Annotated in this window: 25 protein-coding genes; all 25 read left to right on the top strand. The window is 71.6% G+C overall.

Annotation, left to right across the window (positions count from 1 at the left end; all coding sequences use genetic code 11):
• The first annotated feature begins 20 nt into the window (after positions 1–20).
• The 25 genes from ACH4SI_RS16075 (at position 21) to ACH4SI_RS15955 (ending at position 18,444) form a co-directional block, all read left to right on the top strand.
• On the top strand, positions 21–1,397 hold the full coding sequence (locus ACH4SI_RS16075; protein WP_398296327.1) for an ATP-binding protein: 1,377 nt from the start codon (positions 21–23) through the stop codon (positions 1,395–1,397).
• 82 nt (positions 1,398–1,479) lie between these two features.
• Complete coding sequence (locus ACH4SI_RS16070) at positions 1,480–2,952, top strand: SCO6880 family protein (protein WP_398296326.1); 1,473 nt, start codon at positions 1,480–1,482, stop codon at positions 2,950–2,952.
• 38 nt (positions 2,953–2,990) lie between these two features.
• Entirely contained in the window at positions 2,991–3,566 is a 576-nt protein-coding gene (locus ACH4SI_RS16065) for a hypothetical protein (protein WP_398296325.1), read from the top strand.
• A 26-nt stretch (positions 3,567–3,592) separates the two neighbouring features.
• Positions 3,593–4,012, top strand: coding sequence for a DUF6238 family protein (locus ACH4SI_RS16060; RefSeq protein ID WP_398296324.1), 420 nt, complete (start codon positions 3,593–3,595; stop codon positions 4,010–4,012).
• A 28-nt stretch (positions 4,013–4,040) separates the two neighbouring features.
• Positions 4,041–5,534: a VirB4 family type IV secretion system protein gene (locus ACH4SI_RS16055; protein ID WP_398296323.1), complete on the top strand. Its 1,494-nt coding sequence runs from the start codon at positions 4,041–4,043 to the stop codon at positions 5,532–5,534.
• 175 nt (positions 5,535–5,709) lie between these two features.
• Positions 5,710–6,096 carry a hypothetical protein gene (locus ACH4SI_RS16050; RefSeq protein WP_398296321.1) on the top strand — a complete coding sequence of 129 codons (387 nt, stop codon included), beginning with the start codon at positions 5,710–5,712 and terminating at the stop codon, positions 6,094–6,096.
• A gap of 153 nt (positions 6,097–6,249) precedes the next feature.
• Positions 6,250–6,759, top strand: a complete 510-nt coding sequence (locus ACH4SI_RS16045) for a hypothetical protein (protein ID WP_398296320.1) — start codon at positions 6,250–6,252, stop codon at positions 6,757–6,759.
• Positions 6,760–6,869: 110 nt separating this feature from the next.
• Positions 6,870–7,040 carry a hypothetical protein gene (locus tag ACH4SI_RS16040; RefSeq protein WP_398296319.1) on the top strand — a complete coding sequence of 57 codons (171 nt, stop codon included), beginning with the start codon at positions 6,870–6,872 and terminating at the stop codon, positions 7,038–7,040.
• Positions 7,030–7,959, top strand: a complete 930-nt coding sequence (locus ACH4SI_RS16035) for a hypothetical protein (protein WP_398296318.1) — start codon at positions 7,030–7,032, stop codon at positions 7,957–7,959. The genes ACH4SI_RS16040 and ACH4SI_RS16035 overlap by 11 nt, the downstream gene beginning before the upstream one ends.
• 209 nt (positions 7,960–8,168) lie before the next feature.
• Complete coding sequence (locus ACH4SI_RS16030; RefSeq protein WP_398296561.1) at positions 8,169–8,726, top strand: hypothetical protein; 558 nt, start codon at positions 8,169–8,171, stop codon at positions 8,724–8,726.
• A 49-nt stretch (positions 8,727–8,775) separates the two neighbouring features.
• Positions 8,776–9,519 carry a glycosyltransferase family 2 protein gene (locus tag ACH4SI_RS16025; RefSeq protein WP_398296560.1) on the top strand — a complete coding sequence of 248 codons (744 nt, stop codon included), beginning with the start codon at positions 8,776–8,778 and terminating at the stop codon, positions 9,517–9,519.
• Positions 9,512–10,615, top strand: a complete 1,104-nt coding sequence (locus tag ACH4SI_RS16020; RefSeq protein WP_398296317.1) for a hypothetical protein — start codon at positions 9,512–9,514, stop codon at positions 10,613–10,615. Before ACH4SI_RS16025 ends, ACH4SI_RS16020 begins: the two co-directional genes overlap by 8 nt.
• Positions 10,616–10,647: 32 nt before the next feature.
• Positions 10,648–11,106 carry a hypothetical protein gene (locus tag ACH4SI_RS16015; RefSeq protein WP_398296316.1) on the top strand — a complete coding sequence of 153 codons (459 nt, stop codon included), beginning with the start codon at positions 10,648–10,650 and terminating at the stop codon, positions 11,104–11,106.
• Positions 11,103–12,293, top strand: coding sequence for a hypothetical protein (locus ACH4SI_RS16010; RefSeq protein WP_398296315.1), 1,191 nt, complete (start codon positions 11,103–11,105; stop codon positions 12,291–12,293). Before ACH4SI_RS16015 ends, ACH4SI_RS16010 begins: the two co-directional genes overlap by 4 nt.
• A 250-nt stretch (positions 12,294–12,543) precedes the next feature.
• Positions 12,544–13,041 (top strand): hypothetical protein, encoded by a 498-nt coding sequence (locus tag ACH4SI_RS16005; RefSeq protein WP_398296314.1) that lies wholly within the window; start codon positions 12,544–12,546, stop codon positions 13,039–13,041.
• A gap of 100 nt (positions 13,042–13,141) precedes the next feature.
• Positions 13,142–13,567 (top strand): hypothetical protein, encoded by a 426-nt coding sequence (locus ACH4SI_RS16000; protein ID WP_398296313.1) that lies wholly within the window; start codon positions 13,142–13,144, stop codon positions 13,565–13,567.
• Positions 13,564–14,418 (top strand): relaxase/mobilization nuclease, encoded by an 855-nt coding sequence (locus ACH4SI_RS15995; protein ID WP_398296312.1) that lies wholly within the window; start codon positions 13,564–13,566, stop codon positions 14,416–14,418. Before ACH4SI_RS16000 ends, ACH4SI_RS15995 begins: the two co-directional genes overlap by 4 nt.
• A gap of 13 nt (positions 14,419–14,431) precedes the next feature.
• Positions 14,432–14,788, top strand: a complete 357-nt coding sequence (locus ACH4SI_RS15990) for a hypothetical protein (protein ID WP_398296311.1) — start codon at positions 14,432–14,434, stop codon at positions 14,786–14,788.
• Between the two features lie 116 nt (positions 14,789–14,904).
• Positions 14,905–15,129, top strand: a complete 225-nt coding sequence (locus ACH4SI_RS15985; protein WP_398296309.1) for a hypothetical protein — start codon at positions 14,905–14,907, stop codon at positions 15,127–15,129.
• A gap of 22 nt (positions 15,130–15,151) precedes the next feature.
• On the top strand, positions 15,152–15,916 hold the full coding sequence (locus ACH4SI_RS15980) for a hypothetical protein (RefSeq protein ID WP_398296308.1): 765 nt from the start codon (positions 15,152–15,154) through the stop codon (positions 15,914–15,916).
• Positions 15,913–16,560: a hypothetical protein gene (locus ACH4SI_RS15975; protein ID WP_398296307.1), complete on the top strand. Its 648-nt coding sequence runs from the start codon at positions 15,913–15,915 to the stop codon at positions 16,558–16,560. The genes ACH4SI_RS15980 and ACH4SI_RS15975 overlap by 4 nt, the downstream gene beginning before the upstream one ends.
• Positions 16,561–16,576: 16 nt before the next feature.
• Positions 16,577–16,984 (top strand): hypothetical protein, encoded by a 408-nt coding sequence (locus ACH4SI_RS15970; protein ID WP_398296306.1) that lies wholly within the window; start codon positions 16,577–16,579, stop codon positions 16,982–16,984.
• Between the two features lie 131 nt (positions 16,985–17,115).
• Complete coding sequence (locus ACH4SI_RS15965) at positions 17,116–17,241, top strand: hypothetical protein (protein WP_398296305.1); 126 nt, start codon at positions 17,116–17,118, stop codon at positions 17,239–17,241.
• 22 nt (positions 17,242–17,263) lie between these two features.
• A complete protein-coding gene (locus ACH4SI_RS15960; RefSeq protein WP_398296304.1) occupies positions 17,264–17,647 on the top strand; it encodes a hypothetical protein in 384 nt (127 codons plus the stop codon).
• The gene (locus tag ACH4SI_RS15955; RefSeq protein ID WP_398296303.1) at positions 17,644–18,444 is read left to right on the top strand and encodes a DUF317 domain-containing protein; all 801 of its coding nucleotides are present in this window, start codon (positions 17,644–17,646) and stop codon (positions 18,442–18,444) included. Before ACH4SI_RS15960 ends, ACH4SI_RS15955 begins: the two co-directional genes overlap by 4 nt.
• Position 18,445 lies beyond the last annotated feature (1 nt).

Here is an 18,445-nt window from a genome sequence, read left to right as displayed (position 1 = left end):
CCCAAGGGAGGTAGCCCCCTATGGGGTTTTGTGATCTTCCCGTCGCGGACAAGGTCTGCGACGTGGGGGAGGCAGTCGACTTCGCCTCCGACCCCGGCAAAGCGATCGGCGACTGGATGGCCAAGAGCGCCGGAGAACTGGCCGCCGCCTCCGCGGACCTGGCGGCCAAGGCCGTCGACGCCACCACGCGCGTCGATCTCAACGCCGGATGGTTCCGCGACAACTACGAGACCATCCTTCCCATCGGCCTGGTCCTGCTCGTGGCCACGTTCTGCGCCCAGCTCGTCCGCGCCGCCATCAGGCGCGACGGGCAGGCCCTGACGCAGGCGTTCACTGGCACCGCATCCGGCGTCATCTTCGCCTTCGCTGCCATCTCCCTGACCACGGTTGCCATCGAAGCGGTCGACGCCCTGGCCGCGGGCCTGTTCAAGGCCGCGAACATGGACATCGCCTCCGCTGTCCGCCGCGTCGTGCAGGTCAGCCAGATCCCCGGGCTCGCCGGGCTCGGATGGCTCGTCGCCGTTCTCGCCGGGATCGGAGCCGCCATCGGCGCCATCCTGTACTGGTGCGTGATGATGGCGCGCAAGGTCGGCATCCTGGTGCTGGTGACCCTCGCGGTCTTCGCCGGAGCCGGTGGCGGCTGGGAGGCCGCACGCCGCTGGCGCAAGGGCTGGATCGAAGCCACCGCCACCCTCGTCGTCAGCAAGCTGCTGATGACGATCATCTTCGTGCTCGGGATCGCCGCCATGGGCAAGACCCAGGCGACAGACGGCGTGGGCGCCCTCGCCGACGTCCTCGCAGGCATCGTGATCATGGTCATGGTGTTGCTGTGCCCGTACGCAACCTTCAAGTTCGTGCACTGGGCCGCCGAAGGATCCGACGGAGAAACGCTCCACCGGGCCGGTGGCGCCGGCGCCCAGCTCGCCAAGCAGCACGCCGAGAAGGCCACCCGCAAGGCTGCGCCCATGGCCGCCACCGCCGCAACAGGCGGCGCGGCAGCCGGAGCAGGCGGTGCCCCGCAAGGCCCCGACGCCACTGGCGGGGGTGGATTCCCCGGGGATATCGCCGCCAACCCGACCGGCGGCGGAGGAGAGGGCAAGGAAGGTTCGCAGGGCGGCGGCACGGGCGTCTCGCCCGGTGGCGATGGCATCAAGTCCGGTCTGGAGAGTGCCGTTCAGCCCGCGCCGACGAGCGTGTCCGAGGACACCAGCGGCCAGGTGGGCGGCAGCCCGGGATCTGGCGGGCCCGGCGCGAGCGCCACCTCCGGCCAGGACGGATGGCAGTCCACGGCGCCTGCCACCACCCCGCCGCCGCAAGGCGCACCGCCGTCCTCCAGCTCACCGAACACCACCTCCAGCGGGCCGAGCGGGCCACCGCCGCCTCCGACCGGCCCCTGAATCCCCTGCCCGTCTACCGGGGGCGGGACGTGCACTGCACCTCCCGCTCCCGGGTGCCACACGCGCCTCCAGGACCCGCCCCATGACTGATCTGTCCGTCGCCCCGGTCACGGTGAAGTTCCCACACCGGTCACGCCGCGGCATCCTCCTCGGCCTCTCCCTACCCCAACTCGTACTTGTTTCCTGCACGTTGGCGCTGCTGCTGTTGACGGTGGTCTCCACTGGGCTGCTCGGCGCCGTCGCCCTGGCCCCGCTGTGGGCGGCATCCGGTGCGCTCGTCGCGATCCGCCGACACGGCCGCTCCCTGATCGACTGGGCACCGATCGTCGCCCGCTACGCCCACCGACGCCGTACCGGCCAGACCCTCTGGCTGGCCCGGCCCGTCACCCGGCCCCGGCAGGACGGCGTCCTCCACCTGCCCGGCACGGCCGCTTCCCTCACGGTGGTCACCCCCGGCGACTCCGCCAACGGTGCCGCGGCCGTCCACGACCCCCACCAGCAGACGCTGACCGTCATCGCCCGCGTCAGCAGCCGTGCCTTCGCCCTCCTCGATCCCGCGGCCCAGAACCACAACGTGGGCAGCTGGGGACGGGCTCTGGCCGGTATCGCCCGCACCGGGCACATCGCCACCGTGCAGGTGCTGGAGCGCACCGTCCCCGACAGCGGCGACACCCTCTCCCGGCACTGGGCCCAGAGCGGTCAGCCCCAGGCTCCCGTCGCGGGACAGATCTACTCCGAACTGGTCGCCTCCGCCGGACCCGCCGCTGCTCCGCATGAGACCTATCTCGCGATCTCCCTCGACCTGAAGGCCGCCCGGCGCCTGATCAGCCAGGCTGGTGGAGGGCTGCCCGGGGCGTTCACCGTCATGGGACAGACCACCGCGTCCATCGCCCAGGCCGCCCGCAACGCCGGACTGAAGGTCACCGGATGGCTGAGCGCGCGGGAGATCGCCGCCGTCATCCGCACCGCCTACGACCCGGGTGCCCTCGCCGCACTCCAGCAGTGGTCAAAGACCGGCCGCGCCGAGGCCGACCCCGCAGCCGCAGGTCCCGTCGTCCAGTTCGAGGAGTACGACCGCCTCACCACCGACAGCGCACGGCACGCGACGTACTGGGTGGAGAACTGGCCAAGGACCGAGATGGGAGCCGGCTTCCTGCACGGGATCATGTTCACCGCCGGCGTGCGGCGCAGCCTGTCCCTGATCTACGTGCCGCAGGGGCTTGAGTCCGCGCTGCGGGATGTCCAGCGGAAGAAGGCCGCGATCCTCGCGGACGCCAACGAGCGCGCCCGCCGCGGGCAGGTCGACAGCGAGGAAGACTCCGTCGAGTACGCCGATGTCAAGACACGGGAGCGCCAGCTCATCGCCGGGCACGCGGACGTGGCCCTGACCGGCCTGGTCACCGTCACCGCCGAGACCGACGCGCTCCTGGACGCCGCCTGCGCGCAGATCGAGACCCACGCCGTCACCTCCGGCGTCGACCTGCGACGGCTCAACTATCAGCAGTCGGACGCCTTCGCCCTCGCCGCGCTCCCGCTCGCCCGGAGCGCCCTGTGACCAGCACACCCCACCGCCAGCCCCCGCACCCCACAGCAATGTCCCCTTCCGCACATCTCACCGACGAGATCACCGCACTGCTCCTGGCGTTGCGGAAGATGCAGCGCCGCCACCGAGCAGAACTGGACCTCTACCGCACCGCGGACGGGGAAGTGATCGAGGAGCGGTACGCCGACTACGACGAGGCCCGCCAGACCACGGCCATGGAAGCCGGTGACGCGCTCGACACCCTCATGGACCGGCTGGAGAACCTGGTGGTCGTGCCCTCACGCCGCCCATTCACCGTCGCCCTCCAAGGCCCCGGTCACGCGGAGGGGGCCGCCGCGTGGCTGTTCGTCGTGACCGGCACCAGCCTCGACGACGCCCACCGCGCCCTCACCCGCCTGCCCTCCTTCCAGCAGTGGAAGGCCGATAACCGTCCCCCCGACGGCTACGAGATCCCGGGCGACGCTCAGCTGGTGCCCGGCCAGAGCCACCCCGGTATCCGGGCATCCGGGTCGTACATCGATCTGCGCCACGAACAGGCCCATGCACCCCTCCGGCACACCACATCGGCAGCCCCTGCATCCCCCGGCCCCGCACCGTCCTACGGGCCGCCCCGGCGCCCCCGCTGACACACACAGACCCACGGACCACCCTGTTGACCTCTCCCACCCCTCCCACGGCGCACCCCTACCTGCGTGCCGCCACCGCGGGCATCCGCCACCACGCCCGCGGCCTGGACCGGCCACCGCCGCCGGAGCCGGTGGACCGCGCACATCTCGACGCGCTCCACGCCCACCTCGACGCGCTGCACCGGCTCCTGGACCACCTCGCCACCACCACCCGCCCACCGTTTCCCGGCGCGGGCCGGCATCTGGCCACGGCGCGCACCGGGCTGTGGCGGGCCACCGCCGCCGTGCACGACGCCTTCCACCTCCTGCCGCCCGGATCGGCGGAATCCGCCGAGTGCCGGCCCGAGCGGCTCCCCGAGGGGCCGCCAGTCCTCACGATCTGCCAGCGCCACCTGGCCGCGGGACACATCGCGCGCCGCAAAAACACCCCCACTGACCTGCGATAAACCCTGCCGTCGGATCGAAAGGCCCCTGATGAACCACAGGGCTGCCCACCGCGCCTCCGCCAGCACTCTGTTCACCCCGCACGGCACCGACCGGGCCGCCCGCAAAGCCGCCCGCCGTCAGCTCGCCGAAGCCACCGCCAAAGCCACCCTCCCCCCAGCAGGCCCCGCACCCGCCGAGCACGGGACCCCCGCCCCCTTGTACCCGCCGAGCGGCCGGCCCGGACCGGCATCCGCTCGCGGGGACCGCCTGCGCCTGCCCGCCCACCGGATGACCACCGCCATCGCGGCAGGCGCCTATCCCTTCCTCGCCGAGGGCGGGCTCGGCGCTGACGGCATCTACATCGGGCGCGACGTCCACGCCGAAGCGTCCTTCGTCTTCGATCCCTTCGCGCTGTACGGCCGCATCGAAGGATTCACCAACCCCAACATCCTCTTGGCCGGTGTGATCGGTCAGGGCAAGAGCGCGCTCGCCAAGAGCTTCGCGCTGCGTTCGTTGGCCTTCGGATACCGCGTCTACGTGCCGTGCGACCCGAAGGGCGAGTGGACGCCGGTGGCGGAAGCCCTCGGCGGCCGGTCCGTCGCTCTCGGCCCCGGACTGCCCGGACGGCTGAACCCCCTGGACGGGGCCCCGCGCCCGGAGAGCGTGGCGGAGGCCGACTGGGTCGGTGAGATCCGCAAACGGCGCCTGCTCCTGCTCGGCTCTCTCGCCAGGACGGTTCTGGGCCGGGACCTGATGCCCATGGAGCACACCGCCCTCGACATCGCCCTGGACACCGTCGTCACCCGCGCCGCCACCACCAACCAAACCCCGCTCCTCGGCGACATCGCCGCCACCCTCAACAACCCCGCCGCGCTCGACGAAGCCGCCGGGATGATGTCGGGCCAACTCGGCGACGCTGCCCGCGACCTGGCCCACGCCATGCGCCGCCTCGTCCACGGTGACCTGGCCGGCATGTTCGACGCCCCCTCCACCGTCGCCTTCGACCCGAACGCCCCGATGCTCACCATCGACCTCTCCCGGCTCGGCGGCTCCGGCGACGACACCGCCCTCGTCCTGGCGATGACCTGCGCCTCCGCCTGGATGGAATCCGCCCTGGCCGATCCATCCGGCGGCCGGCGCTGGATCGTGTACGACGAGGCGTGGCGGTTGATGCGGCACGTCGGTCTGCTCCAGCGCATGCAGGCCCAATGGAAGCTCAGCCGCGGGCTCGGCATCGCGAACCTCATGGTGATCCACCGGCTGTCCGACCTGCTCACCGCAGGCGACGCCGGATCCCGCGGCCGAGCCCTGGCCGAGGGACTCCTCGCGGACTGCTCCACCCGCATCATCTACCGCCAGGAGACCGACCAACTCCACGCCGCGGCCTCGCTACTCGGTCTGACCTCCGTCGAAATGGACGCCATCGCCCACCTCAACCGAGGGCGTGGCCTGTGGAAAGTCTCCGGACGATCTTTCATCGTGCAGCACCTCCTGCACGCCCACGAGCTGGCGCTCTTCGACACCGACGCCCGCATGCAGTGAGTCCCCCGCGAGTGCCCGGATATTGGGCCCTTGATCCCTATGAACTCACGGGTGGGGTCACACACAGTGCTGAGTTCCCCCTGGCTGACACACAGCGCGACGCGCACCGGAACAGCCGACTCTCCACCACACCGCCGCCGCAACTGAACACCGCCGACAACACGGATACACGTCAGTGACCTTCTCTTGGATAGATCACCGCACCCTGACCTCGGATGACATCGCCACCCTCGAAGATCTGATGGCCGCCTACCGCGAATACGGGGGCCATCCCCCTCGCCCCGAGCCCATCCAAGGCGAGTGGGTGATGGTCATCCACACAGGAGCCATGAGCCCGGGCGGGCAATGGCTGGAAATCGAGGGCATCTTCAAGCGGTGGGGATCCACACTGCTCACCTCGGACGGCCGCACGCACACCGAGTTCGTGGACATGCTGTTCACCGAAGAGGGCCAGGCACTCCCGGGCCACGGGTACGGGGCCCGCCCGGCGTCTGCGCCACGCTACCCCGAGGCCGCACCGCCGGTGCCACCTCACTCACCATCCCCAAGACGGGGGCGCTAGTCACTCCGGGCCGACCCCACCCGCAAAACCCTCACCAGCTCAGACGGGGCCCGAACGAAGTGACAGCCCTGCAGACAACCACCAGAGGCTCATGAAACCTGATATCCAGCGTGAACTGATACCGCGCGACGACGCGCGCGGCCTTATATCAGCATGCTCAACTCGTTGAAGTCCGAGTGCTCCGACAACGCCGAGCAGTGGCGGCTGCTGGACGAGAGCGGCCAGGTGCCGGCCGAGCCCTCCTTCACCGAGCTGTTCCAGCACGCCACCAACGCGCAGGACTCTTCCCGCGAGGTCCTCCGGCTCACTGCCGACTTCGCCGCGCGTCCTCACAGCACGAACCGGGCAGGCCGCGTCACCCTGGCCCACCTCGCGATGGCGAGCACCATGTCGGCCCACGCGACAGCGCACTTCGCGGAGACTGCAGAGGCCGCCCTCGGTCTGCTGCACTCCTCCAGCCCAGCCGATCAGCGTTACCTGAAGAACTGCATGGTCGGCGACCATGGCACAGCCCGCGCGTACCTGCGGCTCACATCAGAATCGCTCCGCGACGCGGCCAAGGAACTCGACAGCCACCTCGACTTCCACCACGCCTTTCCCGCGCCCGCCCAGCGCGAGAGCCCTGTGCCGCCACCGCCCAGGCCGAGCGGTCGCCACCGCTAGCCCGGGCCGGCCCCCACCCCTTCACGAGGAGTCCCCTGAACCGCCCCGCCCACTTCAGCGACGCCGACTGGGCCGAGTACCAGCAGTGTCAAGCCGAGCACGACGACCTCATGACGCAGATCGCCGAACGCGAAGCCCAGATGGAACACGACCTGATCGCCACCTACGACGAGTACGAACTCGATTTCCATACGGTGCCGACACCGGAAGGCACCCCCGCCCGCCGGACGCCTCCGCCGCACCGCACGCCGACCTCCCGCAGGAGGAGACATGGCCGCTGACGCAGCGAGTACCCCAGACGCCCGCCACGCGGCTCCGCTCGCCCCGCTTCCCGACCATCGCCACGTGGACACCCCGTGGTGGCAGGAGCTGTGGCGCCGCCACGCGCACATCACCACACCACTGCGGCAGCGCGGGCTGGAATGCGACATCGAGTTCAGCCTCAGCGCCTACCTCGTGCGCGTATCCCTCCCCGACGGCAGCTACCTGCTCATCAGTCCACCGCAGGAGCCCTCCTCCGACCGCCTGCCGGGAGACCCGGAGGGCTGGATCGCGACCCGGGAGCACCCCGACGACCAGGCTCTGTTCGAAGTCGTCTACAACTCGGCTCCCCCGGCCGACCCCGGTGCCGCCCAGCGGCCCGAAGCCCGCCACGGCGGCAGTGCCCAGCCCCTGATCGAGGCGCTCGACCATCGCCTCGCCCAGCTCGGGCTGCTGCCGTATCCCGTCCCGTCCACCGGAGACCCGCACGCGGTCCCGGCTACGCCGACGCTCCACGCGCCCCAGGGCCCGGATGTTTCCGACCCAGCAGACCGCGCTCCCGTCTACGTCTACGGCGATGCGATGCGCGCTCTGACCGACCGGCTCAATGGGACCGAGTCGCACGCGGACGCCGCTGCCCTGCTGCACCAGATTCTGGATCCGGTCAACGGTCTACTCGAAGGGCTCGGCGAGTTCTTCGAAGCAGCCGGGGAGAAGGCCAAGGAAGCCGAGGAGGACGACGGCTTCGACCTGTCCTACGACCTCACCGACGCCGCCGCCGAGATCCGCAACCTCGGAGAGCTGCTGCACGTGACCGAGGACCGGATGCGGGCACTGACTCCGCTCGTGCCGGCACCGCGGCACACGTCCGCCCCGGCCCGTCCTCCGGTCCTTCCACCGCGAGCCCTCCCGACGGCACCGCCGCGGCACACGCGGTGACGCGGGACCACCGCCTCTCTCCAGGAACACATGACCTGACCCGGCACCGACCTGTCCGACCGACCGGCCCCCGGTGGCCTCCTGGCGGTCGGACCGCGCGTGGACGCGTCCCTTCCCGCGCGCTACCTCGATGGACGCCGAACGTCCCCGCTGCCTTGCTCGATCTGGAGAACTCCCTGTCCACACGCTCCTTCATCGCCCGCCCCACCATCGGCACGGGGTACAGCGGCATCCACGTCCAGCTCGACGGCGTCCCCAGCCACCACCTCCCCCTGCTCGTGGCCGCCTACCAGTACAAGTTCGGGCGCAACGTCGAGGCCATGTGCCAGCACCTCATCGACGACGTCGCCGTCGGCTGGCACGAGCTGGGCACCGACCTCCTTGACAATGCCCCGCCCACGCTCGTGGCCGCGCTAACCGGCGGCGAGCAGTGGCCCAGCCGTACGCTCGACCACCTGATCACCTCCGACAGCTCCCCGCCGGTGCGCATGACGGTCACCGACGAGACCGCCGACGCGCAGGACATGCAGTGGGGCTACGTCCTGCACCAGCACGGAGTCGAGGTGATCCGCCTCCTCCACGAGGACATCGGACCGCTTGTCGACTGGGCCACCGACCCGCGCACCGCCTTCAGCGACCACCCAGCGGCCTGGTCCTCCCTCGCCCCCGCGCCAACCATCCGGGCATCGCACAGCACGCCGCCCCAGAACACTCCCGCCGTGCCAGTCGCCCGCAGCGGCGCCCCGCGTCCCGCCACGCGCCGTTAGTTCCCCCCTCGTCTTCCCGGAGCCCTCCCTGCCCCCGCACTCCACCCCCCTGATCACCGTCGTCATCGCCAGCCGCCTGCGGGACGACCGGCTCGACTACCTGACCGCCATGCACGCCAGCCTCACCCGGCAGTCCGTGCCGTGGGAGGCCGTGATCGCGCTCGACGGCGCCTCGCCCGACCGTCTCCCGGCCCCACTCGCGCAAGACCCCCGCGTCCGCACCCTTGCTCTGCCCCGTCCGGTCGGCGCCGCCTGCGCCCGGAACCTGGCCCTCGCCCACGTTCGAACCCGTTACACGAACTGGGCGGACGACGATGACGAATTCACCGACGACGCCATGTCCGTACGGCTGAACACCCTGGAATCGACCGGGGTCAGCTGGTGTGCGGGATGGAGCGAGGACCAGCACCCCGACGGCTCGACCACCCTGTGGCGATGCCCCACCCCGCCCGGCCGGCACGCGGCCGGCGACGTGTGGACGTACTGGAAGTCCCCAGCGGACACCATCCCCATCGGGCCGACCACGATCCTCGCCCGCACCGAACTCGTGCGCGCCGCTCCGATGGGCGGCCTCGTCCAGGGCGAGGACTACTGCGCGGCCCTCGGCGCAACCAGTCTCGCGCCCGGGATCCTGCTGCCGGTCCCCGTGTACCGATACCGCAAGTGGGACGGGCAGATGACAGCCCAGGCCGAATACGACCAGCTGGAGGCCGGAGCCCGGGAGCATGCCTGGCAGTACGGCCGCAGCCTGCGAGCCATCCTGCGCGGCGACGTGGAGCTGGCCCGTGGCTGAGGCGCAGATCATCCTCTCGCACAGCCGGGATTCGGGCATCGTCGCCATCGCCTCGGGCGAGCAGTACCCGTGGGCGCACACCGCCCTCGCGGAGAGCGGCTTTAAGCGGGACGACGCCGGCGTCCACCACCTGCCGGCGGACGGCAACGGGACCACGGTGGCCGACCTGGTCACCTGCGCGAAACGGCACCGCACCAGCGTGCACACGAGCAGCCGGCGCTTCATCGGCGACGCCGCGTGCGACCTTGCGCGCCAGCTGCCCGGCCAGTGGAACACCTCGGTCGGGATCTACTCCCACCCCGCCTGGCAGGAAGACCTCGTGCCCTGGATCTGGGACAGCGGCGAACTCGGCCGCGCCCTCCAGCGCGAGCGCATTCCTTACGCCGCCACGCTCACCGACCCGGCTTCGGGCACCAATCTGCTGCTCATCGAGCGCCCCGGCCACCAACACGACTATCTCGTCGGCGCCTTCGCCCCAGGCCCGTTCGACGGCGGGTACGGCGATCCGCATGCCCCGCACGGCATCGTCCTGCCGCCCTCACCCGGCCCCGCGGCCAAGACGATCACTGACCAGTACCTCCCCGGCTACGACCGGGCCGTCCACACCCGCAAGACCGCAGCCGTCGCCGACGCTCTGGACCGCATCCGCACCGAGCACCACGCCTGGACCGCCCAGGTCGCCTCCGGCTGGCACAGCGACACCAGCCCGCTCGGCATCGACGCCCTGGGCACCGCGAGCGCACGGCTTCTGGACAACGCCTGGGGAGGCTTCCTCACCGTCATGGACCACGCCCCCGCCCTCCTCAAACGGTGCCGACCCGCCGCCGCTCAGTGGCCCGATGACACCGATGCTCTCGCCCAGTTGGCCAATGCTCTAAACGATGCCGAGACCGTGCGCGAGGAACTGGCCCGCGGCATCCTGCTCACCCGCACCGAGCGCATCACGCGGACGTGGCCGGCCATCGAAACCTGGCTCGCCCACGGCGAACGGTTCCTGCGGCAGGCCCGGGCGACGACCCCCGGTCAGCGGTCCGCCCCTGCCGGGACCGCGACGCCCCGCACCCTCCCGCCGGGCCGGCCCGCACCCCGCCGCTGACCCGCGCCACCACCATCAGGAGACCCATCTGCGTGGACTCTCGCACCCACTTCGCCTTCGGCACACATCCCCAGCATGGCTTCGTCGCGGCCTTCACCACCTCCATGCCCGCGCACCTGGCTCACTGGTTCCTCGTACGGGAGCAGTTCGAGCCCATCTCTGAACAGCCGGGCCTGTTCCGGCTCACCGAGCCCGAGCTCGACGGTCCCCGCCGAACCCGCCAGGCCATCCACGATCTTCGCCGCCACGGCTACACCGTGCAGGCTGACATCCGCCTCAACCCGTCCCCCTCCGCCGCCCCACCACGCCCGGCCCGGCCCAACGCACTGCAGGAACGCCGCAGCCGTCTCGCCCAGGCCGCCGCAGGCCGAACGACACAGCGCGCCACACCGCCCACCACCTCCCTGACCTCGGCCCGGCCCATTCCGCCGAAACCCACCTACGCACCGACCGTCCACCTGACGGCCTCGGGCAATGGACGGTCCCGATGACGCCCGCGAACACTCCGCCCCCCGAAAGCTCCCTGCCCATGACACCGGAACTCAAGGACGGTGCACGCCGCTTCCAGCTGCGGATGGCGGTCATCGACCACGAGACCGAAACCGCGCTCGACATGACACGCGACCGCTACGGCCGCACCCTCCACACAGACGCCGCGGCAGCCGCACGCGCCCACCGCGACAAGGCGGCGGTGGAGGCATACACCACCCACCTCGCCCCGCACGCCGACGCTCTGCTCGATGCCGCCCGCCGTGCGCTCGACGACCTGCCACCCGCCCGGCACCTGGCCGGGTGGCGGGCCGTGCTGGACGGCCTGGCCACCTCCGCCACCGAGATCCGCCGGGCGCTCGACCGGCCGGCCACCCCCGGCTCCGCAGCCGAACGCGCACAGCACTCGGCCCTGTGGCCGTACCTTGCCGCCTGGGCGGATCACAGCTACATCGCCAGCAACCTCGCCGACCAGAGCAATGGCCAGCACCACAAGGCCCCGCTGACCGAAGAGGAACAGCGGATGTGGACCGAAAGGGCCCAGGCCGCGCAGAGGCGAGGCGAGCTGGATCCGACCGAGTCCTGGTACGCCGCCGACGGGCAGCCGATCACCCTCGCCTACCTCGTCGAAGACGACGACACGACGGTGGTCGCGCTGCGAGGCGCCCCGGACGCACCAGGCTGGCAGGTGATCGGACACTACGCCCACGAGTACGAGGCGGGGCAGGCGCTGCCTGCCGCGGTCCCGCCCGGTGTACTGCGCGCGGACGTCTCCCAGCACAACCGCCCAGCGCTCGCACCCGAGGTGTCGCTGCAGGAACTCATCCGCGACGTCGTCGAGGCCCAGCACGCCGGTAACGCGTCCAACGCTCTCCTCGGCGCCACCCAGCGCGGATACGACGCAGGGCCGATGGTCCGTCTCCAGGAACTTCTCGAAACCAGCGGTCAGTTCGCCAGCGCCCTGGAGACCATGCAGGGCCGGCAGATCGCCGCCCGCCTCTCGGCGCTGGGTCGGCAGATCGAGTTCCTCACCCGCGAGGTCGAGGAGGCGGCCGAGGACCTCGGCGCGACCGTCGCCGTCCTGCCGCCGCACCGCACCCCCGTGCTGCGCGTACGCCCGCGCCCCGCTGTGGACACCACCCCGCCCACGCCGCCGCCCCGCGCCAGCACGCCCGCCCGTCACCGCTAAGCACCGAGCAAGCGCCCATTGTCCCTGACCGCACCCTCGGCCCAGGCACCGCCTTCGCCGGGCGCCTTGCCGAGCATCCACTCGCCAGCGCGGCGCTCCCCGGCGCCGGCGCGGCCTTTGCTCTCGCCGTCCTTTTCGCCGTGCGCCGACGTCTGGGCACCACCGGACAGCCGCAGCGCGGCCGGCACAAGTCGCCCTGGTCAGGGCGCAACCCCCGATTACTTTCCGACCCTTTGGAGGAGATCGATTTATGGCTGTTCGTACGCAGTGGACCGTGGAGCACGCCTGCTCCCACCAGGTGGTTCATGATCTGTCCGGTCGTCCTGCCGACAAGCGGGCCGGATTCGCCCGCTGGCTCGCGGCCAAGGACTGCACCGACTGCTGGAAGGCGGCGCGCGAGGCCGACACCGAGTCCAAGGAGGAGTGGCTGGCGGCCAAGCGCGCCGCAGAGCAGGAGGCTGCCCTCGCGTGGGCGAAGCAGTTCGACATGGCGCAGTTGGAGGGCCCGGCCAAGGCCCTGGACTGGGGCGAGCGCTCCCGTCACCAGCTGATGACGGCCGCGCACACCGCGCTGGTCGTGGAGGGGTCCTGGGACGAGGCGGACTGGGCGGAGCTGGAGGACAAGGCCCGCTCCGTCACCCGCGCCGGATGGTGGATCGATCAGCGCGACGCCGAAGGCACTGACCTGCTTGAACTCCTCGACGCCGCAGGCGAGAACGACCGCGGGACGGAGAACCCGTTCCGCTGACGGCGGGGGAACATAGCCGGGGAACGCCGGTTAGCCAAACCGGCGTTCCTGCGGACCATTGTTCCTCCCACCCCGCCACCGATTGCGTGGAAGGAACCGCATGTCCCAGCCCCCGCCCACTTCGGCGTTCGCGCCGACGCCTGACCCGCTCACCCCTGACCGGGACATCACCCACGCCCACTTCCAGGCCGGTGACACCGTCGTCGTTTTGAAGGGGGTGGCCGGCGGGGAACTGTGGGGAGATGCGATGCGCGTCGTCGCCCCGTCGTGGCACACCCCGACCGACGAGGACGGGTGGCGGCTGCGCGACGCCACCGGTGGCGCGCAGACCTACGTCACGGCCCACCCCCGCTACCTCGCGCACCTCTCGTACCGGTGCCCGGACTGCCTGATCTACCTGCGCGCCATGGAGGACCGTCTCCTGCGCACGTACGCCGGACACGACGCGCTCATCGACTGCGGCTGGTACACCACCACGGCCCTCGGCCAGCTCGTGCACATCGCTGACGCCCGGGGCGGCCGATGATCCCCCGGATCAACGAGCGCACACACCGCCCGCACGACCCGCTCGGCGAGGCACTGGGGCGCGGTGTGCCGGTCGAGGGTGGCCTGCCCGAGTACAGCGTCGTCGCCTACTGGCCGGGCCTGGACTCCTACGCCCTGGACGACGAACAGGCGACGTGGACCGCCGTCCAGTGGGCCGAGCACCTCGAAGACCCGCTCTTTGAGAACCCGTTCACCACCGGCCCCCGCGACGACCGGCGGGCGATCTTCCACCTCCACGTCCGGCTTCACCCCGACGACCGTGACCTCTCTGGTGCGGAGTGGGCCGAGGCCGCCCACCGTCTCGCCCGCGCCAGTGGCTTCGAAACTCCGGGCGACAACAACGGCTGCCGGTGGATCGCCGTTCAGGGCAAGCCCGGGCGCCTGGACCTGATCGCCAACCTCATCCGGCTCGACGGCACCTGGCAGCCGCGGCCCGCCAACTTCCTGCGGCGGCTCTCGGACGAGGCCAGCCGTATCGAGCAGGACTTGCGCCTCGTCCCCGGACCGGCCGCCCGCGAGCAGCACGTCAGCGCCCGGGCCGTGACGACCTCCTCGGCGCAGCTCGCGACGGCCCTCTCCCAGCTCGCCGACGAGCGGACCGGCCCGCTGACCACCATGCGCAGTCTCGTGGAGCACACCGCCCGCCGGATCGCCCACCAGCCGGGCCCCGCCGATGCCTATGTGGCCTACCGCCTGGAGCTGGTCGCGCGCCACCTCCACGACATCCAGCAGGACCTCGACATGGCAGCCGGCCATCTGGAAATTCCAGCCCCACCGCGCGTCGCCGCCCCAGCCCCGCCTGCTGCCCGGGCCCCGACACGCTCAACGTAGGAGCAACGCTTCCTTGTACGTTGCTGACCGCTTCCTGACCATCCGGCGCGATCCGCACTCCGAGGAGGTCCTCGCCCGCGGCGGCGACAGGGAAGCCCACAGCATCCTGCAGCGCGCGGGGTTCATCGCCGTCGTCCGCGTCCACGAGACCTACCACCGCGCCCCCACCGGCCTCCCCCAGGACGACGAGTCCCGTCTGGCCACCGACGCCGTCGCTCGCCTCCGGGCCGCCGGGTACCACGTCGACTGCGATACGGACTTCGACACCGACGCCCGTCAGGCCAGTTACCTGCCGCTTGGCTCCTGCGTCGCTCACCTCGCCGAGCGGATCCGCGAGGCCACCACCACCGAAGAAGCGGCCGACGGCTGACCGAGCTGACCGCCGCCCACGACGGCATCCTGGCCGCGCTGGAGGAAGTCCTCACCGCCACCGCCGACTTCCACGACGGCCTCGGCCAGGCGGCCGACCCTTACATCGCCCGGCGGTTGCGTTACCTCGCCAGCGAGTACCTGCACATCATCCGCACCGACCTCGCCCACACCCGCAACGACCTCGCCGACCGGCACGCCCCGCACCCCGGCCGCACCACCTGCACCGAAGAGGTCCCCGCCAACGAGCGCGAGCGGTCGGCCGTGTGCGCCTGCCCGCCACTGCCGCGCACCGTTGCGACCCCGCCGCCGCCTCCTATGGCCGCCGGTATGCGCCGCTGAACCCTATCCCGCCAAGGACACCATGCACGACCACGACACCTCCGAGCGCCTCGCCTCGTACGCCGACGTCCTCGCCGGCGAACTCCCCGACACCTGGACCAGCTTCTACCTGCCGGCCGATGCCAAGGACGACCTCGCCGAACTGGCCGACCGCATCTGGGACCTGGACCTGGTCGCCGCCGCCCTCGCCGAACACCCGCTGAAGCAGGCAGCCGTCCTGAGCCGCCCCGACGGCGCCCAGCTCGTCCTTCTGGACCGGCACGACGACAGCGACGGATTCCTCATCGCCGCTGTCGCCCCGCAGGCCCTGCCCGATGAGGCATACCGCGACGTTCCCGAGCCCAACGGCATCGCCCTGTCGGTGGACGACCCGTTCCTGAGCGCCGAGCAGGTCGCCGGCGATCTGCTCGCCCGCTACGACAGCGCGCTCGCCCAGGTCCGGCACAACGCCCTGGGCGGCATCCAGCCCTCCCGGCCCGACCGGGTCGTCCTGACCTGGCAGCCGGACGGCAGCGTCGCCACGGCCCCCGTCGGCGACCGTGCCGGTGCCGTCCTCGTGGCCAACGGCTTCATCCAGGACCCGCAGAGCGGCATCTACCGCCTCAGCGGCGACGACACCAGGGCGCAGGCGCGCGCCCTGCGAGAGATCGGCCCGCAGCTCGACACGCTCGGCATCGGCACCGCCCTCCAGCACCCCGCAGGCCGGACCGCTCCCACCTCCGCCCCAGCCTCCATGCCGCCCTCCCCGGCCGGCAGCCGTACGCCGCCGGCCGCCAGGGCTCGATGACGCAGACGGAGCCTGAGTTCTGGGTGCTGGAGTACGTCACCATCACCAAGGACCCCCGTACCGACCTGGTCGTCGCCATCGGCGGCACCGAGAGGGCGGCGGACATCCTCCAGCGAAGCGGCGGCTTCCTCTCCGTCCCTGGACCTCGTGGGGACTACCACCGGCTTCCCTACGGCCTGCCCGTCGAGCAGCAGCGGCTGAAGGCGACCACCGCCTCACATGCCCTGCTCGCCGCCGGTCACAGCGTCCACCTCGATCCCGCCCTGACCGCGCTGGCCACACCGGACGGCGAACACGACGCGGCGCTGCGCTACCTCGCCCATCTCGCCGAGCGGGCCTCTGCCGCCAGGACCAACAGTGAGGTCGCCGAGATCCTGACGGAGATCGCCGCCCCGGTTAGCGGGCTGCTGCCCCTCACCAGGGAAGTGGTCGTCCGGGCCTGGATCGCCGCCAGCAACCTTCATGGCGCCGCCTACGGCGAGGAACCCGAACCCCTCGCACGGCTCGGGGACACCGCCACTTTCATGAGCCAGGCCGCGCACGTCATCCTCCGCGCCCGCAACCACGCCCGCCGCGCTCCGCAACACCAGGCCACCGCATCTGCGCCGAGACCCGCCCCGTCCTCGGCCTCCCGCCACCTTTGACCCCGGAGAGACATCCATGGCCAACATGGCCGACGAATACGGCACGGACGTCGAGATCTACATCAAGGCCCTGACCACCACCATCCACGCCGACACCCCCACCGGCGCCCCCGCCAAGCTCCACGACCTGCTGGAACAGCTCGGCCTGGAACGCCACGAATACCCCACGGGTACACCGCTCTACATCTGGCACACCGTGCCCGAACACCTCGGTGCCGACGAGCAGAAGCGCCTGGCGACCCGCGCCATCCCCGCCCTGCTCCTGGCCGGGTACGAGGTCAACTGCACGCCAGAAGTCTTCGACGAAGCCGCCTACCGGCAAGCCGTGCACGACGTCCGCACCCGTGCGGCCCACCCCGCCGCGCAGCATCCGGCACCGGCCAGCTCCCCCTCGCGCCCCGCACCGGCCCGGCGCACCCCGTAAGACCACCCGGGCGGCCCCGGCGCCCCGCCGGGGCCGCCCACCCGCACCCGCTCGCTCCCCCGGAGAAGCCCGTAGCAGCCCACACGCCCCCACCCATCAGCCATCGGCTCAAGCCCCGACTCGCGACAGCCGTGTTCCGCCGCTACCTGCGCGCCTGTATCCCGACCGGCCCCGACCGCTCCTCCCCGCTGGCCAGCGCACGCCCGGAGGCCGTCCTCGCCGAGACCCAGCGCGCCGGCCACCGCCACCACCACTGACCGTCCCCTGACCCGGAGGAGCATGTCCCACCCCGCCCCCTACCCGGTGAGACTGGCCGACGAGATCACCCGCCAACTCGGCCAGCTCGCCGACCACCTCTCTCAGCTCCCCACTCCACAGGCCGCGCAGGTCATCGCCCGCGTTCTCGACCCGGACGCCGGAGTCCTCGGCGGCGTCACCCATCTCGTCGCCACCGGCAGCGTGTTCGCCAAGGACCAGGCAGAGCGAGGCGCCCTCCCCGCGGAGGTGTGGCTCGCTCTGGGCCGCGCCTCGAACGAGCTGCACGACGTCGCCCTCAACCTGGACGAACACAAGGACACCCTGCAGCAGGTCGGCACCCAGCCCGCCACCACCGCCGCAAAGCCGCCGACACCCGCGCCGCTCGTCGTCCGGCGGCGCCGGTGAAGAAGAAGCAGTGGCCAGGCTGGGGGCCAGACGAGCAGGCCGAGCAGCACTACCTCGTCCAGCCCCGGGCCCTGGCCGGCGGCGGCGACGTCCGGCACGTCTCGGGGTTCCTGCGCGCCTCGGGATGGCGGGACAAGTCCAAGACCGGCGGCGTTCTGTTCATGGAGAGCCCGGACCGCACCGTCCGTGTCGCCTACGACCCCTACGTCCTGCCCGGCGGGTGGACCATCCACGGCCAAGCGGACGGCGTGCGCGGCGAATGGTCGGCGCATCTGGGCCGGCAGACGCCGGTGGAGATCGTCGCCGGTTTGACCGACGCCCTCACCCGTCCCCGCTCCGCCCACGCCCCCAACGTCTGGGCGCCGTTGGAGGAGCAGAACTGGCGCACGCGTTTCGAGGGCGAGCACTACAGGGCGACCAGCCCCGACGGCACCGCGTGGATGCAGTACCACCACAGCCCGGACGGCACGGCGATGTGGTGGACCGGAGCGAAGGACCAGCAAGGCAACAGTTGGACGGCCCATTTCTCGCCCAACACCCCGATGCATCTGGTGCAAGCCTTCTCGGCTGAACTCGCCAGCCCCGATCCCGTGATGCGCCCGCGCGGACGCGTCCCGCTGAGCGCGCAGATCCGCACCTGGTCGGTCTCCGTTAAGCCCTCCCAACTCCGCGCGTGGCAACAGGCCCGGATCACCGCCGCCCGCGCCGCCACCTGGGCCCGCAACAGCCCCCAAAGCACCCGGCCACGCGCCACCGCCCGTCCCTATACCCCCGCCGGTGCCCGGGCACGCCACTGAC

The sequence above is a fragment of the Streptomyces sp. NPDC021212 genome (assembly GCF_044332925.1).
In the GTDB taxonomy this organism is placed as follows: Bacteria; Actinomycetota; Actinomycetes; order Streptomycetales; family Streptomycetaceae; genus Streptomyces.
Note: the sequence above shows the minus strand (reverse complement) of the source record. Positions and strands in the feature narration are given on the sequence as shown.